The sequence below is a fragment of the Paraburkholderia hiiakae genome (assembly GCF_904848665.1).
Lineage (GTDB): Bacteria > Pseudomonadota > Gammaproteobacteria > Burkholderiales > Burkholderiaceae > Paraburkholderia > Paraburkholderia hiiakae.
This window is the reverse complement of record NZ_CAJHCQ010000021.1, coordinates 23235-37832: the sequence shown is the minus strand read 5'-3', so window position 1 is coordinate 37832 and position 14598 is coordinate 23235. Positions and strand designations below refer to the sequence as shown.

Below are 14598 nucleotides of genomic sequence, written 5' to 3'. Positions count from 1 at the left end.
CATGACACAGCGAACCGTCAATGTTCTGATCGTCGACGACATCGAACACAACCTCACGGCGCTCTCGGCCCTTCTCGCGCGGCCGGAGGTCAGGCTGCTGCTTGCGCGCTCCGGTGTGGAAGCGCTCGAATTGCTGCTCGAACACGACGTCGCTGTAGCCGTCCTTGACGTCAACATGCCGGGCATGAGCGGCTTCGAGCTGGCCTCGCTGATCCGCGGCAGCCCGCGCACATCGCACGTACCGATCATCTTCCTCACCGCGACCTCGCAGGACGCGATTCGCACGTTCCAGGGCTACGAAGCCGGCGCGGTGGACTTCCTCTACAAGCCAATCGAGCCGCGCATCGTGCAGTCGAAGGTCGCCATCTTCGTGCAACTGGATCTGCAGAAGCGGCAGCTCGCGGAACAGCTCGCCGCGACGCGCCAGATGCTCGAGGCCAATGAAATGCTGATGGCGGTATTGAGCCACGACCTGCGCACGCCGCTCTCGGCCGTGATGGATTCCGCGGAATTCCTCAAGCGTGCCGCGACGGACGAAAAAATCGTGACGGTGGGACGACGCATCGAGAATTGCGGGCGTCGTATGACGCACATGGTCGAACAACTGCTCAATCTCGCGCGCCTGCAGGGAGGTCGTCTGCCACTGCGCCGCTCGGCGGTCCAGCTTGACGCGCTGTGCCTGACGGTCATCGAAGAGTTCGCCGCGAAAGTGGCAGCGGGACGGCTGGTTTTCGAGAGCCACGGCGACCTCTGCGGCCAATGGGACGCCGACCTCATCGCCCAGGCCGTGTCTAACCTCGTTAGCAACGCGCTCACGCACGGTGCGCCCGAAATGCCCGTGCGCGTGAGCGCGCGCGGCAAAACGCCCTCGGAGGTGCTCATAACGGTGGCAAACCACGGCGCGATCGCGCCGGACGTCGTACCGCTGCTATTCGACGCATTCAGCACTGCCACGCGCGCGCGGCAGCAGGGCTCGGGGCTCGGCCTCGGTCTGCATATCGTGCGGCTGATCGCCCGCACGCACGGCGGCGATGTGAGCGTCACGTCGAGCGAAAAGGAGGGCACGGTCTTTACGATCCGGTTGCCTCGCGCGCCGGGCGGCGATGTTCAGGTGGCGATCCAGGGAGACTGAACGTGTGCGCGTTGCCTGCCACTCAACGGTTTGAGGCGCTGCTCGCCCAGCAGCCGGTTTAATGTGCAGATCCAGATCGGTCCAGCCTCAGGGGTCCAGTCCAACTACTGACGACGCCAAGGCGACCACGCAGGCGACAATACCAGCGAGGCAGTCAGCCGTACGCTGCGCTCACCGCGCCACAGCCGGTGGTGTTGCGGAATCGCCGTTGAGCTTATCGATGCGCTCGTACTCTGCGATGAGTTGCGCGCCGAAAAGCATTAATGTGGCCAAGGCTTCGAGACTGAAAAGCACAACGATCGCAGTCGTCAGCGACCCGTAGACGACACTTACCTGGGAAAGGGTCGCAAAATACCAGACCAGCGCGCGTCGCGTTATCTCCCACAGCACGCCCGCCGCGACAGCACCGAGGAGCGCGTGACGCACCGTCGTGCGCCCTGCCGGTATCACCAGATAAATCGCTGTCAGTACGAGAATTTCACCTGCGAAGCCACACAGGTAGAGCACGACGCGAGTCGCGCCGGTCAGCGTCAGCACACGGCCAAAAAGTACGACATGGTCGCTCGCAATGGCATGAAGACTGCTAGACACAAGCGTCACCAGGAGGATGCCGATACCAAGTGACAGGCTGAACAGATAAGGCAGTATCGCCGACAGCAGGAAGTGTCTGCGCCGGATCACGACCCGGTGCACGAAGATGATAGACAGTGCGTTCTCAAGCACCGTAAACGCGAGCGAACTGAAAAAGATCATCGTGACAACGAGATACCAGCCAATCACCGCTCGATGTGCCAGAAAGTTTGCAAGCTCGGCCACAATCGCTCCAGACTGCCCGGGTATTAGCCATTGGAGCAAATGTGCAAGGGTATCGAGCAGCAACTGCTCGCCGACGAAGTGATTGAATGCAATCGCGACGAGTATCAGTAGCGGAATGATCGAGAGCAACGCATAGTATGCGATCGCGCCCGCGAGCAGAAATCCCTGGTTGCTGCGAAACGCCTTGCACACAAGGAACACGAACCGGACGGGATGCACTGTAACGAAGTGCAACGCGTGCCCAGATGGCTTGCTGGTCCTGCTCAAAAGAGACCCCTTTTTCCTGCGTTCGCGTGACCGGCGTCGCTGGTGTTGCGGGCTGGGCTTAGCTACTCAAGACGGAGCGGCGTGCGCGACGTTTCCGGCTACAGATCAACGTCCAGCGAAGGCAATTTCACCCACGCCGGCCCGCACTGAGCACGTTACCGTGACGTTGCCTCGCGGCAAGCTGCGTCGCCCTCTCCGCTCTGAGCCGCCTCACTTCGCGGCGAAATCCATGCCTAATGGCCATCTGATTTCATTTCGCACATGAACTGACCCATCCGTTCCATTTGCTTTCCGCATTGCGCCTCGCTCGGCCCCGAGGACAGGTCAAAGTCAACGCGCCGAATCAAGATCAACGCGCGATGCCCGCGGAATCGGCATGCGGAGGCACGCACCCGGTAGCCACAATAGAAGCAAACAGCGGACCTGACACCCTGTCACGGTGCATTTGCGGGGTGACAGGCATGGTGCAGAGCATTCGACGGCGCCTACACCGGAACGAGGCATCCTGCTTGCTGTTACAGCGCAACAGTCACGATGCACAGGGGCAACCCCATGGACGCAACGGCTCGACCTGCGATGAACACCAAGCGCCGCCTTGGTAACTGGATGCCACAAAAGGAAGCCGTCGCGGCGGACTTCCGTCTGCGCATCGCCGCCGCAGCACGCGAGCATACGCGCTGCGCCCCAAGGGCGAATGTGGTGCGTGCGCTCGCCGAACTCGTGCAGGGCGACACCGTGCTGCGCATGAACCTCTCGCGCGCGATCGACGAGGCGCGGCACGCGGGCTTCGCGCTGGGTTACGGCAATATCGACGAACTGATGAACATCGTCGATTACCTGACAACCTACGCACCGCCCTTTAACGCATCGGTGCCGATCGCCACGCCGTTGAATCTCGTGCTCGACTGGCCGATGTGCATGCCCTCGGGTTATGCCGTGTTCCGCGATCCTGCGTTCAACACGCAATTGCGCAAGGTGCTCTCGCACTGGTGCGGGTTTCTGAGCGGACCGCATTCGCGCACGCACCTCACGAGCGCCGAGCCGGACGGCTGGTTCTGCGAGGCCGCGCAGGAGAAAATGCATCTCGACGACTATCTCTGCGAGCGCTCGCTGGCGCATTGGGGCTTCGCGTCGTGGAACGACTTTTTCACGCGCCGCCTGCGCGAGGGCGCGCGGCCTGTCGATGAGCCATCGAACCCCGCCATTATTGTCAACGCCTGCGAAGCGGCGCCCTATGACCTGAGAGAGCAATGCCAGCTTCACGATTGCTTCTGGATCAAGGCACAGCCCTATTCACTGCGCGAAATCCTGGCCGGCACCGCGCCCGACGTCGCAGAGCGCTTCGTGGGTGGCAGCGTGTACCAGGGCTATCTAAGCGCGTTCAACTACCACCGCTGGCACGCGCCGGTTGCGGGCACCATCCGCGAAGCGTACAACGTCGACGGCACGTACTACTCCGAAATCGAGGCTGAGGGTACCGACGCGCGCGGACTGAACGATTCGCAGGGCTACACAACGGCGGTTGCGGCGCGGGCAGTCCTCGTGATCGAAGCGGACGAACGCTCGCTCGGGCTCGTCGCCTGCGTCTTCGTCGGCATGGCCGAGGTCTCGTCGTGTCGTATCGTCGCAATGCAGGGCCAACACGTGGCCAAGGGAGACGAGCTTGGCTATTTCCAATACGGAGGCAGCACGTATTGCCTGATCTTCCAGCCTGGCGTGCTCCGTGCGCTCGAACCGCGCCCGCCTTACCGCGACAATGTCCCGCCGCTCAAGGTCAATTCGCGCCTCGCGCTGGCTGCACTCTGAGTGCCGAAGCCGCATTGTTCGGCGTACTTACCGCTCGACCCGTCAGTAACGGTGCCCGATGTTGGCATGCTCGCCGGGTCGTTTGAAATGAGATGACTCTACGCCAGCGGGACGATCAGGGGCCATGACTCTGCCGCTCTACGGTCCATTCAATTGAGGTGGATGACCCGTCGCACAAAGGCCACGACGCCATCAGTCCACTGACGACATTCGCAAACCCGATTGCTTTGCGCATGAATAAACCAACCTTCTCTGATACGCGCGGACGTTTCCTGTCCACAGGCATGAACGCTCTACACCCAACGGGAGTGACGCTATGAGCCTCGACACCATCCTTACGCAGATCTGGGCACATTTGCATGCCGCAACACTCGATGGCAACCGCCCGTTCAAGACGATTCAGGTCGCGACGATCGGCCTCAATGGCTGCCCCAATATCCGTACCGTCTTGTTACGTCACGCCAGCGAGCGGGACAACGTCATCCGCTTCCATACCGATATCCGTTCGCCAAAGATTGCGGAATTGGCCCGGCAATCGCGCGTCGCGCTTGTTGGCGTGGCCGCAGATCTCAAACTGCAACTCCGCATTTTTGGCGAAGCCCAGATTTTGCGTGACGGCCAAACCCGACGCGATGCGTGGAACTCGAGCCCCGATCGGTCACTTATCGCCTACAGGACTTCGATTTCGCCAGGTGTGCCGATCGCACAACCCGAGGATGCCTTCGGCGGGACGCATGCGCCGGGGGCCGACGAGGGACTTTCGCACTTTTGTGTCGTTGAAGTGCGCCCGCATCATTTTGACTGGCTGGACGAATCGGCGGCCGACTGTCCACGACGCGCCCGCTTTACGCGCCACGACAGCACCTGGGAATCAACCTGGATCGCACCTTGAGCAAGTTATTGCCCGTGGCGTTCACACTCGGGTACCAGTTCGAAGCCATTCATGCCGGGCATACCGATGTCGATCAGTGCGATGATGGGGCGCCAATTCTCGAGGACCCCCGCATTGTCGTCGACGACGAGGATGTCTCGCGGGACGGACTTCCCTGGCTTGGCGCGATATGAGTTGCGTCACTTGGTGAAGGGCGTCGGTCGCACGTGGCACACCCATTGCTGCTAGCGAATCACAGACCACTACCTGGCGCAGATACACGCCGAAGGAGAACACCATGGCCACGAAAACGGAAGGAATTATCGACGAAGCGACGGGCGATTTGAAAGACGCCGCGGGAGCCATACTGGACGATCCTGCGATGCGCATCTCGGGCAAGGCGAAAGCATTATGCGGCGAGTCGAAACAATTGATGGCCGACGCCGCGATCGTCGCGCGCGACGTGATGTCCGAGAACCCCTTGCTCGTGCTCGGCGCGACGGCGGCCATTGGTTTCGTCCTGGGCGCGCTCTGGGCGTCGGGACGCGACTGACCGTCCGCAACGCACGGGCGATGCAGGAGACTGTGATGTTGATCCAATCGAAGCTGGACAGCTGGCGAAATGTCTCGCGCTTTGCGCTGCTGTGCGTCGGCGAATACGGCGAACTACTTTCGGTCGAACTCGCCGAAACGCGCGCCCGCCTGACACGCGAAATCATCGCGCTGGTCGCCCTGGCCGTCAGCGGGCTTTTTTCCCTCTCGTTCTTTTGCATCGCGCTGATCGCGTCCGCGTGGAACACCCGCTATTCTCTCGCGGTTGTGTGGGCAGTCGCGATTGCCTGGTTTGCCCTGTCGATCACCGCCTGGCTGTCGTATCGGGCGCAGCGGCCAGTGCAGTCGTTCGGTATCCTGAAGCGCGAGCTTCGCGCCGATCTCGAAACGCTCAAGGAGGCACTCAAGTGAACGGTCAAAGCGAACAACGGCGCCAGCGGGAAGCTGCCATCATCGATCGCATGGCGCTCGCGCGCGCCCAGCTGCTCGCTGCGAATCTTGAACTGCGCGCCACGCGGGCCCGGAAAAAGCGGATGTCGGATAAGGCACTAACCATTTCGAATCTCGGTCGCGCGTTGCTGGATGCGCCCACTGTCACGCTATTCGCTTCGATCCTCCTCGGCTCACTGATCGTCGGCCCGAAGCGCATCGCGCCCGTGGTCATGCGGGCAGGAGTTACGGGGTGGGTTGCGCGGAGCGTCCGCACTTTCGTCGGGCGTTGAGCAGGCCGCCGCGCGCGCAAGATCAATACAAGACAGTCATGCGGCGAACCTTCCGGGCTGCCCGCCAGCGGGTGAGCCGTCACGCACACTCCTGCGGTCGTTATGCACGGCCGCGGACCGGAAACCAACCGCCGCGAGCGTCATAAGCCGCTTCGTGGCCGATACGAAAGTTCAGTCAAGCAGCGCAAGCCGGACCCCGCTCTTACCGTCGCGCATATGCGATTTCGCGCCACCGCCCGCCTTATTTCTCTCGCCCGACGATGGCGCACCTCCGCGACGCCGTACACCACCGAGCAAGCGCGCTCACGATTCGAGCCGCGCCGCGCGCTTGCCCCTAGGGCGTTACTGACCCTTGGTGTCGCTGCTCGCATCCGCGCCCGGCGTATTGGTCGTATCGTTCATCGGCTTCTTCGCATGCGCGGTCTTTTTGTGGGCCTTGTGATGCGTCGCGGATGTGCCGGACGCAGCGGCCATCGCCTGGTCGCCGCTGCCTTGACCCGGACCGGTGCCACTGCTGCCGCCACCTGCGCCCTGCGCCACAGCGACGCCCGATACGGCAAACGTAGCGCTCAGGAGCGCCGGCAAGAGATAGTGAAGGGGTTTCATGATTGGCTTTCCTCATCATCGCGTTGAAAGAAACGTGCGGCATCCGACAGGCGGCCCACGCACGTCCCTTCAGCAGCGCACGTCGCGTTCCCCAACGCCTTTCCTCCGGCGCGCGACACATACACGTGCCGGCGCCATGGTCCTTGCCACACTCAGCTCTTTTTGCCGGGAATAACCGACGCCATGACCTGGCGCGCCGTGTTGGCGATCACGCTAGTTTCGGCCGGATCGCCCTGCATGAGCGCGCGCGCGAAATGGCGCGCCTGGTCGAGCGTCACGTGCGGCGGCAGCGGGGGCACCTCGGGATCGGTCTTGACTTCGAGCACCACGGGCCGCTGCGCAGCCAGCGCCTGCTCCCACGCGTCGCCGAGCTGCTCCGGGTCGTCGACATAAATGCCTGTGAGGCCGATAAGCTCCGCAAAGCGGTGATACGGCACGTTCGGAATATCCTGCGAGGCCTCGAATTTCGGATCGCCCTGCATCACGCGCTGCTCCCACGTGACCTGATTCAGGTCCTCGTTGTTGAACACGCAACAGATCCAGCGCGGGCTCGCCCATTGTCGCCAGTATTTCGCCACGGTCACGAGTTCGGCCATGTTGTTCATCTGCATGGCGCCGTCGCCCACGAGCGCGACCACGGGCCGTTCGGGATGCGCGAACTTCGCTGCGATGGCGTACGGAACCGCCGCCCCCATCGAAGCGAGGCCGCCGGAAAGCGAGCACATCATGCCGCGGCGGATCCTGAGGTCGCGCGCATACCAGTTCGCGCACGAGCCTGAATCGCTCGTGACGATCGCACCATCGGGCAGGCGCGGCGAAAGCTCGGTCACAACGCGCTGAGGATTGACCTTGCCGCCCGTCGCCGCCAGCGCACGCTCCTGCAGCACGCGCTGCCAGCGCTCGCCCGCGTGAATGATGCGATTGCGCCAGCCCTGTGCGTTCTTCTGCTCCAGCAGCGGCAAGAGAGCACGCAGCGTGGCCGCGCTGTCGCCCACGAGGTTCACCTCCATCGGATAGCGCAGGCTGAGCATGCCCGCGTCGATGTCGATCTGCACCGCACGTGCGTCACCCTCCTTCGGCAGGAATTCCGAATAGGGGAAGCCGGAGCCGATCATCAGCAAGGTGTCGCACGAGGACATCATCTCGTCGGTTGGCTTGGTGCCTAGCAGTCCGATGGAGCCCGTCACCCAAGGCAGATCGTCGGGCACCACGGCCTTGCCGAGCAGCGCCTTCGCCACGCCCGCATGCAACCGCTCAGCCACAGCGATGACTTCGTCAGTGGCATGCAACGCACCGGCGCCCACGAGGATAGCCACGCGATGGCCCGCATTGAGCACCTCGGCCGCACGCTTGAGGTCTGCCTCGCGCGGCACGACCTCGGGCGTGGCGTAACCTACGCCAGAATGCGCGGTGCCGTGCTTGCGCGCGGGCGGCTCATAGTCGAGTTCCTGCAGGTCGTTGGGCAGCACCATCGCCGTGACTGTGCGCTGCGAGAGCGCAATGCGCACCGCGCGGTCCACGACGTGGCGCACCTGCGCAGGCACACTCGGCTGTTGCACGTAGGCTCCCGCCACGTCCTTGAACAGGGAGACGAGATCGAGTTCCTGCTGATAGTGCGCGCCGAGCGCGGCGCGCGCCTGCTGGCCCGTGATGGCGAGCACGGGCATATGGTCGAGCCGGGCGTCGTAGAGCCCCGTGAGCAGGTGCGTCGCCCCCGGCCCCGAGGTGGCGATGCAGACGCCCAGCTCACCGGTAAACTTCGCATGCGCGCTCGCCATGAAGGCGGCCATTTCCTCGTGACGCGCCTGGACGAATTCGATCTTGTCCTGCGCGCGTCGCAGCGCGCCGAACACACCGTTGATACCGTCGCCGGGATAGCCGAAGATGCGCCGCACCCCCCATTCGTACAGCCGCTCGACGATGAAGTCGCTCACGGTGGTGGTCGCCATTTGCCCTTCTCCCTTGGGGTCCGATTTGAACCGTTTGAACGATTGAACCGGTCTCTACCAACCGGTCTGCCACGCACCGATGGCGCAAGCGTCGAACCCGGCGCGACGCGCTAGCCGAGCAGTTTCGCCGCTGCGCGACGGCGGCGTTTGCGCTCCCGCTTGAGCAACGCGAGCGCGGCGTTCGCGCTCGCTTCGTCGGCGAAGACTTCGCGATGGTTCGCGACGAGGTGCTCGGTAGCGACGGCATCGTTGAGCAGGCCGAATCGATTCTGAAGCTTCCTGAGCGGCTTCAAATAGCGTGTCTCGCGGCGCGGCAAAATGGGTTCGAAGAATTCCAGCAGATAGCGCAGTTTCTTTGCGCCCTTGCGCACCTCGTGCCAGGCGCCATAATCGCTGCGCTTTGCGCCCCGCGCGCGCCGCATGCGCTTTCGCAAGGTTCGCCGTGCTGCGCGCACACGCTCGCGGGCGAGGCGCTTGACGCTCGTGCGGCGCGGCGCGGTGTTCAGTTCGCGGTGAACCTTGTGCAGCGTGTCGGGCAACGTGTGCTTCAGGTCGGCGCCGGAAAGCGTCAGCGTGGCTCGTTGACGGGCCTCGCGGCGCGCAGCCTCTGCTCGTTCGCCATCCAGTTGTGCGCCATCGGCATCGAGCAGCGCAATAGCGATATCCCAGTCGCGCGCTTCGCCGGCCGCCGCCGCCGCTCGCTTGAGGTACGCGCGCTCCAGCTCGACGAACTCGCTCCCGAGCAGCGGCCGCCAGGCCCACAACAGCGTTCGCAACCGGCGCAAGGCAACGCGCAGCTTGTGCAGGTCTTCTGCCTCGGGATCGAGATGGGCGGCACGCTGAATCGCCTCGTCGACAAGTGGCCTCGCGTAACGGGAGAACGCCCCTTGGGCGTCCTTGCGCCGATTGTCCTGTGGGTTCATGTGTACCTCCCGCGGTGAGAAGCCGGTCTCCGTCGCCTCGTAATGCACCCCCATTCAGGCCGGCACGGCCTGCGCCTGCGCCGCGCGCGACCAGACGCGATGCTGCGCCGCCGTCTCGATGAATGCCTTGAGCACGCGCTTGAGATCGGCATCGTCGCCGGTCGCCACACCCTCCGCCTGATCGGGAAGCTGCGCGGCCGCGAGCACCAGTCGGCCCGTATCGATCGCGCCAATCGCCTTGAGATGCTTGAACGCTTCGAGCACGAAGTGAAGCGCGTCGCCCGACTGCGTGAGCGCCTCGGTGGCCTTTTCGCCGCCAGGCACGAACACCGCGTCGAACATGACCGAAGGCATGCCCGCAATCGTCGCATCAGGCGCGATATCGCCGATCGGCTCGAGCGTGGGCGCGACGACGAGCGTGGTTGCGCCCTCCTTCGCGAACGCATCGCGCAACTGCTTGAGCAGTGCCGCGTCCGCGCCCGGGGCGGTAAGCACAGCGATCTTCCGCGTCTTGATGCCGGGCTGCCCGCGATTGAGCAGGCTGAGCGCGGGCGAACTGGCTGGTTCGGGCTTGCCCGGCTTGCTGCCCCGCTTCGGCTTCGCCAGGCCGAGCGCCTGCGCGACGTTCGCGGCAAGATCGGCGTCGATGTTCGCCAGAATCTCATTGACCGTGCGCTCGCGTATCTCGGGCTTCGTGACCTTTCCCAGCTCGAACGCATAGGCGGCCTGGATGTGCGCCTTCTCCGGTTCGGACATGCTGTTGTAGAACAGCGTCGCCTGAGAGAAGTGGTCGGCAAACGACTCACTACGCACGCGAATCTTCACGCCATCCATGCGCTCCTGGTAGCTCTCGAAGCCGCCGTCCTTCGGCGCCGTTTCCTTTGGCCAACCCTCGCTCACCGAGTTCGGCTCGTACGACGCCTGGCCCACGTTGATGGTCTGCCGGTGCATGGCGTCGCGCTGGTTGTTCTGAAATGGGCAAACGGGCCGGTTGATCGGAATTTCGTGGAAGTTCGGGCCGCCGAGCCGGCTGATCTGCGTGTCGGTATACGAGAACAAACGCCCCTGCAGCAAGGGATCGTTCGTGAAGTCGATACCCGGCACGATATGTCCAGGATGGAACGCGACCTGCTCGGTTTCGGCAAAGAAGTTGTCGGGATTGCGGTTGAGCGTCATCTTGCCGATGATCTTTACCGGCACCAGCTCTTCCGGTATCAGCTTGGTCGGATCGAGCAGATCGAAGCCGAACGCATGCTCGTCGCTCTCTTCGATGACCTGCACGCCGAGCTCGAACTCGGGATAGTCGCCGCGCTCGATTGCCTGCCAGAGATCGCGCCGGTGGAAATCGGGGTCCTTGCCCGCGATCTTCTGCGCCTCGTCCCAGAGAAGCGAGTACGAACCCAGCACGGGCCGCCAGTGCCACTTGATGAAGCGCGCTTTTCCCTTTCCGTTGATGAAGCGGAACGTATGCACGCCGAAGCCTTCCATCGTACGCAGGCTGCGCGGGATCGCGCGATCGGACATGGCCCAGATGACCATGTGCGCGCTCTCCGGCACGAGCGAGACGAAGTCCCAGAACGTGTCGTGCGCCGTTCCCCCAGTAGGCATTTCATCGGGCGCCTCGGGCTTCACGGCATGCACGAAGTCGGGAAACTTGATCGCGTCCTGGATGAAGAACACGGGCATGTTGTTGCCGACCAGATCGAAGTTACCCTCTTCCGTATAGAACTTCGTGGCAAAGCCGCGCACGTCGCGCACGGTGTCCGACGAGCCGCGCGGACCCTGCACCGTAGAAAAGCGCACATACACAGGTGTTTCCTTCGCCGGGTCCTGTAGAAAGTCAGCGCGCGTCAGTTCGGACTGCGACTCGTACACGCGAAACACACCATGCGCCGCCGAGCCGCGCGCGTGCACGATGCGCTCCGGAATGCGTTCATGATCGAAGTGCGTGATTTTTTCACGCATGATGAAATCTTCCAGCAGCGACGGGCCGCGCGGGCCCGCGCGCAGCGTGTTCTGGTTATCAGCGATCGTCACGCCCTGGTTCGTGCGCAGCGCCTCGCCGTCCGCGTGCGCGCGGAACGACTCGAGGCTTTGCGATTTCGCGTCGGCACCTGAACGCTTGCCGTTGGGGCGATTGCGGTGTGGCATGGGAGGCTCCTCGTGGATGCTCGGGACGACTGGCCTCCCAGGAGCGCAAGCGATGTGCCGCTGCGCCATTTTTTGCGTTCTCTTCGCATGTTTCGGTTGTCCATTTCGCCAGACGCGTTTCACGGCACGCCGTTTGCGGGCTGCCCCCGCAAGAACGAGCGAACGGGAGTGCGTGATGGCTGGCTGGATCAAGGCAATGGACATGGCGGGATTGCCAGCGCAGGGAATGCGGCGCGTCGAAATCGAGGGCACCCCGGTCCTGCTCGTCAACACCAGCGGGCAGATTCGCGCTTTCACCGGGAATTGTCCGCACGCTGGCGCGCCGCTCGACCAGGGCGCGTTATGCGAGGGCCGCATCGTTTGCCCATGGCACAAGGCGGTTTTCTCGATCGACGATGGACGCTGGCTCGAACCGCCCGCGCTCGAAGGGCTCTCCACGTACCCCGTGCGCGTTGATGGCGACGGGGTGTTCGTCGAACTGGAGCCGAAGCGCCCACGCGTGATGCCCATCGCTCGCGCGGATGGTGGCGCAGCGCGGCGTTTCGCGATCATCGGCGGCGGCGCGGCGGGCGCGGCTGCCGCCGCCACACTGCTCGAAAGCGACTGTGACGCAGAGGTCACGATGTTCGCAGCCGAGCCGCAGGCGCCCTACGACCGCACCTGCCTCAGCAAATTCGTACCCGCCGGCGAGATGGCGCCCGACGATGTCCCGCCCATCCTGCCCGGATCGGTGGAGAGCGACCCGCGCATGCGAATCGAACATGTCGAAGTCAAGCGCTTCGATGTCCCAACCAAACAGGTGACGCTCGCCGATGGCCGCGTCGCCACGTTCGATGCGGTGCTGATTGCATGTGGTTCGGCCGCTACGCGCCCCGCCGTACCTGGAGCGGACCTCGGCCGAATCTACACGTTGCGCAATGTGGGCGACGCCGCGGCTATCCTCAACGCGCTTTCGCCCGGCGAGCACGCCGTGATTCTGGGCGACAGCTTCATCGGCCTCGAAACGGCCTCGGCCCTGCGCAAGCGCGGCGTCGAAGTCACGATCGTCGCCCCTGGCGGCCTGCCGTTGCAGCGAGCGCTCGGCGCGCGCGTGGGCGCGCTGTTTCGCGAATGGCATGAGGCGAACGGCGTCGTGTTCCGGCGCTCAAAGGCATCGCGCTTCGAGGGCGCGCATGATGTCGAAGCCGTCTGCCTCGACGATGGAGGCGCGCTTCGTGCAAAGGCGGTAATCGCTGGAATCGGCGTGCGTCCCGCGACGCAGTTCGTGACCGGCATCGAGCTCGACGAGGACGGCGGCGTGTCTGTCGATGAAACGATGCGTGCCATGCCGGACGTCTATGCCGTGGGTGACATCGCGCGCTTTCCACTGGACAGCGCGGCTGGTACGCCGCAGTGGATCCGCATCGAGCATTGGCGCGTCGCCCAGCAGCAGGCGCGTATTGCCGCGCTCAATATGCTGGGTCACAACGTGCGCTATGAAGGCGTGCCGTTTTTCTGGACCGAGCACTACGGCCGGCGCATCGATTACCTGGGCCATGCCGACCATTGGGACGACCTGGTGATATCGGGTCGTCCCGGAGACGAACGCTTCGGTATCCTCTACTCCCGCCTCGGCCACCTCCAGGCGGCGCTTGCCTGTGGCTATGAGCGCGAGATGGCGCTGCTGAGCGTGCGCATGCGCGAGCATCTATCCATCGATTCGGCGCGGTCCATCCTGGGGCTGTGATGGAACCGCACGCACGAATTTCCGCACACTCGCCCGCCGCCGATCGTAGCCCGGCAGATTTTCCTGCGCTGCTTCAGGGCCTCGCCCTGCCGCTCGATGCGCTGACGCTCCCCCGTGCTGCGCGCCAGGTCATCGCAGCGTACCCCTCGCTTCCGCAGCCCGGCGGCGGCCGGACGCTGGCGCGCTGGCAGTTTCTGGCGGCCCTCGCGGGTTATGACCTTTCACTCGTGAAAATCTACGAGGCGCACGCCGACGCGCTCGCCATCCAAGCCGAACTCGCAATGCCGCGTGCGGTTCCCGCTGGGGATGCCCAGCCCGAAATCTGGGCCGTGTGGGCCGCGCGCTCGCCGCATGACGAGTTGAGCTTCGCCTCGACGCATGGAGAGCAGGTATCGCTCTCCGGCATCAAACCCTGGTGCTCGGGTGCGGCATTCGTCACGCACGCGCTCGTGACTTGCGTCGACAACGAGGGGCGCGACTGGCTGGCCGCTCTCCCCCTCGATCAGCCCGGCGTGAGCGTGACGGCACGCGGCTGGGAAGCCGTCGGCATGGCGGCGACTCGAAGTGTGGAAATCGACGTGCGAGACGCGCGCGCAACGCTTATCGGCCCGAGCGGGGCGTACCTGAACCGGCCCGGCTTCTGGCACGGCGGCGCGGGCATCGCCGCCTGCTGGTATGGTGCCGCGGCCGCGCTTGCTGTGCGGCTGCGCAACGCGGCGCAACGGCGCGACGATCCGCATCTGAACGCCCACCTTGGCGCGGCGGACACTGCGCTATGCGCCGCGCGCGCCTTGCTGCGCGAAGCGGCGCACACGATCGACGCCTGCCCGCAGGCCGACGCGATGACGCTCGCACTGCGCGTGCGCGCCGCCGTGGAAAACGCCGTGGACGCGACCTTGCGCGCGTGCGCGCGCTCGCTAGGCGCGGGACCGTTGTGCCGCGACCGCTGGTTCGCGCGCATGGCGGCCGATCTCCCCGTGTTCGTGCGCCAAAGCCACGCCGAGCACGATCTCGCGGCTCTCGCGAAGCAACTCGCCGCTGCCGGCGAGGACTGGGCGCTGTAAGCCGCGCTGACGC

14 protein-coding genes are annotated in these 14598 nt (G+C 64.3%); 9 read left to right on the top strand and 5 right to left on the bottom strand.

The window, feature by feature from the left end; translation table 11 throughout:
- Position 1: 1 nt before the first annotated feature.
- Positions 2-1132: a hybrid sensor histidine kinase/response regulator gene (locus JMY28_RS30605; protein WP_201699663.1), complete on the top strand. Its 1131-nt coding sequence runs from the start codon at positions 2-4 to the stop codon at positions 1130-1132.
- A gap of 171 nt (positions 1133-1303) precedes the next feature.
- On the opposite strand, the gene JMY28_RS30600 is transcribed toward JMY28_RS30605, so the two are convergent.
- Entirely contained in the window at positions 1304-2215 is a 912-nt protein-coding gene (locus tag JMY28_RS30600; protein WP_201699662.1) for a YihY/virulence factor BrkB family protein, read from the bottom strand.
- Positions 2216-2791: 576 nt separating this feature from the next.
- Here JMY28_RS30600 and JMY28_RS30595 point away from each other — a divergent pair.
- The 6 genes from JMY28_RS30595 (at position 2792) to JMY28_RS30570 (ending at position 6166) form a co-directional block, all read left to right on the top strand.
- Positions 2792-4021: a phosphatidylserine decarboxylase family protein gene (locus JMY28_RS30595; RefSeq protein ID WP_407945557.1), complete on the top strand. Its 1230-nt coding sequence runs from the start codon at positions 2792-2794 to the stop codon at positions 4019-4021.
- Positions 4022-4337: 316 nt separating this feature from the next.
- A complete protein-coding gene (locus JMY28_RS30590) occupies positions 4338-4913 on the top strand; it encodes a pyridoxamine 5'-phosphate oxidase family protein (RefSeq protein WP_201699660.1) in 576 nt (191 codons plus the stop codon).
- A complete protein-coding gene (locus JMY28_RS30585) occupies positions 4910-5086 on the top strand; it encodes a hypothetical protein (protein WP_201699659.1) in 177 nt (58 codons plus the stop codon). The genes JMY28_RS30590 and JMY28_RS30585 overlap by 4 nt, the downstream gene beginning before the upstream one ends.
- A 104-nt stretch (positions 5087-5190) precedes the next feature.
- Positions 5191-5445: a CsbD family protein gene (locus JMY28_RS30580; protein ID WP_201699658.1), complete on the top strand. Its 255-nt coding sequence runs from the start codon at positions 5191-5193 to the stop codon at positions 5443-5445.
- Positions 5446-5480: 35 nt separating this feature from the next.
- Entirely contained in the window at positions 5481-5855 is a 375-nt protein-coding gene (locus JMY28_RS30575; RefSeq protein WP_201699657.1) for a phage holin family protein, read from the top strand.
- Positions 5852-6166 (top strand): hypothetical protein, encoded by a 315-nt coding sequence (locus JMY28_RS30570; protein ID WP_201699656.1) that lies wholly within the window; start codon positions 5852-5854, stop codon positions 6164-6166. Before JMY28_RS30575 ends, JMY28_RS30570 begins: the two co-directional genes overlap by 4 nt.
- Before the next feature lie 342 nt (positions 6167-6508).
- Here the strand turns inward: JMY28_RS30570 and JMY28_RS30565 are convergent, their stop codons facing one another.
- From JMY28_RS30565 to katE, 4 genes are all read right to left on the bottom strand, one after another.
- Positions 6509-6772 (bottom strand): hypothetical protein, encoded by a 264-nt coding sequence (locus tag JMY28_RS30565; protein ID WP_201699655.1) that lies wholly within the window; start codon positions 6770-6772, stop codon positions 6509-6511.
- Positions 6773-6924: 152 nt separating this feature from the next.
- Entirely contained in the window at positions 6925-8721 is a 1797-nt protein-coding gene (locus tag JMY28_RS30560; RefSeq protein ID WP_201699654.1) for a thiamine pyrophosphate-requiring protein, read from the bottom strand.
- Between the two features lie 110 nt (positions 8722-8831).
- A complete protein-coding gene (locus JMY28_RS30555; protein WP_201699653.1) occupies positions 8832-9644 on the bottom strand; it encodes a CHAD domain-containing protein in 813 nt (270 codons plus the stop codon).
- Between the two features lie 54 nt (positions 9645-9698).
- A complete protein-coding gene (katE, locus tag JMY28_RS30550; RefSeq protein WP_201699652.1) occupies positions 9699-11795 on the bottom strand; it encodes a catalase HPII in 2097 nt (698 codons plus the stop codon).
- A gap of 175 nt (positions 11796-11970) precedes the next feature.
- Between katE and JMY28_RS30545 the strand changes: the two genes are divergently transcribed.
- Positions 11971-13521, top strand: coding sequence for an FAD-dependent oxidoreductase (locus JMY28_RS30545; RefSeq protein ID WP_201699651.1), 1551 nt, complete (start codon positions 11971-11973; stop codon positions 13519-13521).
- Positions 13521-14585 (top strand): acyl-CoA dehydrogenase, encoded by a 1065-nt coding sequence (locus tag JMY28_RS30540; RefSeq protein WP_236597120.1) that lies wholly within the window; start codon positions 13521-13523, stop codon positions 14583-14585. The genes JMY28_RS30545 and JMY28_RS30540 overlap by 1 nt, the downstream gene beginning before the upstream one ends.
- The last annotated feature ends 13 nt before the right edge of the window (positions 14586-14598 follow it).

Excerpts from the sequence above, each read along its gene's own strand:
- JMY28_RS30560 (WP_201699654.1), bottom strand. The coding sequence starts at position 8,721 with ATGGCGACCACCACCGTGAGCGACTTCATCGTCGAGCGGCTGTACGAA.
- JMY28_RS30595 (WP_407945557.1), top strand. The coding sequence starts at position 2,792 with ATGAACACCAAGCGCCGCCTTGGTAACTGGATGCCACAAAAGGAAGCC.
- JMY28_RS30575 (WP_201699657.1), top strand. The coding sequence starts at position 5,481 with ATGTTGATCCAATCGAAGCTGGACAGCTGGCGAAATGTCTCGCGCTTT.
- JMY28_RS30555 (WP_201699653.1), bottom strand. The coding sequence starts at position 9,644 with ATGAACCCACAGGACAATCGGCGCAAGGACGCCCAAGGGGCGTTCTCC.
- JMY28_RS30590 (WP_201699660.1), top strand. The coding sequence starts at position 4,338 with ATGAGCCTCGACACCATCCTTACGCAGATCTGGGCACATTTGCATGCC.
- JMY28_RS30580 (WP_201699658.1), top strand. The coding sequence starts at position 5,191 with ATGGCCACGAAAACGGAAGGAATTATCGACGAAGCGACGGGCGATTTG.
- JMY28_RS30565 (WP_201699655.1), bottom strand. The coding sequence starts at position 6,772 with ATGAAACCCCTTCACTATCTCTTGCCGGCGCTCCTGAGCGCTACGTTT.
- JMY28_RS30605 (WP_201699663.1), top strand. The coding sequence starts at position 2 with ATGACACAGCGAACCGTCAATGTTCTGATCGTCGACGACATCGAACAC.
- JMY28_RS30545 (WP_201699651.1), top strand. The coding sequence starts at position 11,971 with ATGGCTGGCTGGATCAAGGCAATGGACATGGCGGGATTGCCAGCGCAG.
- katE (WP_201699652.1), bottom strand. The coding sequence starts at position 11,795 with ATGCCACACCGCAATCGCCCCAACGGCAAGCGTTCAGGTGCCGACGCG.
- JMY28_RS30540 (WP_236597120.1), top strand. The coding sequence starts at position 13,521 with ATGGAACCGCACGCACGAATTTCCGCACACTCGCCCGCCGCCGATCGT.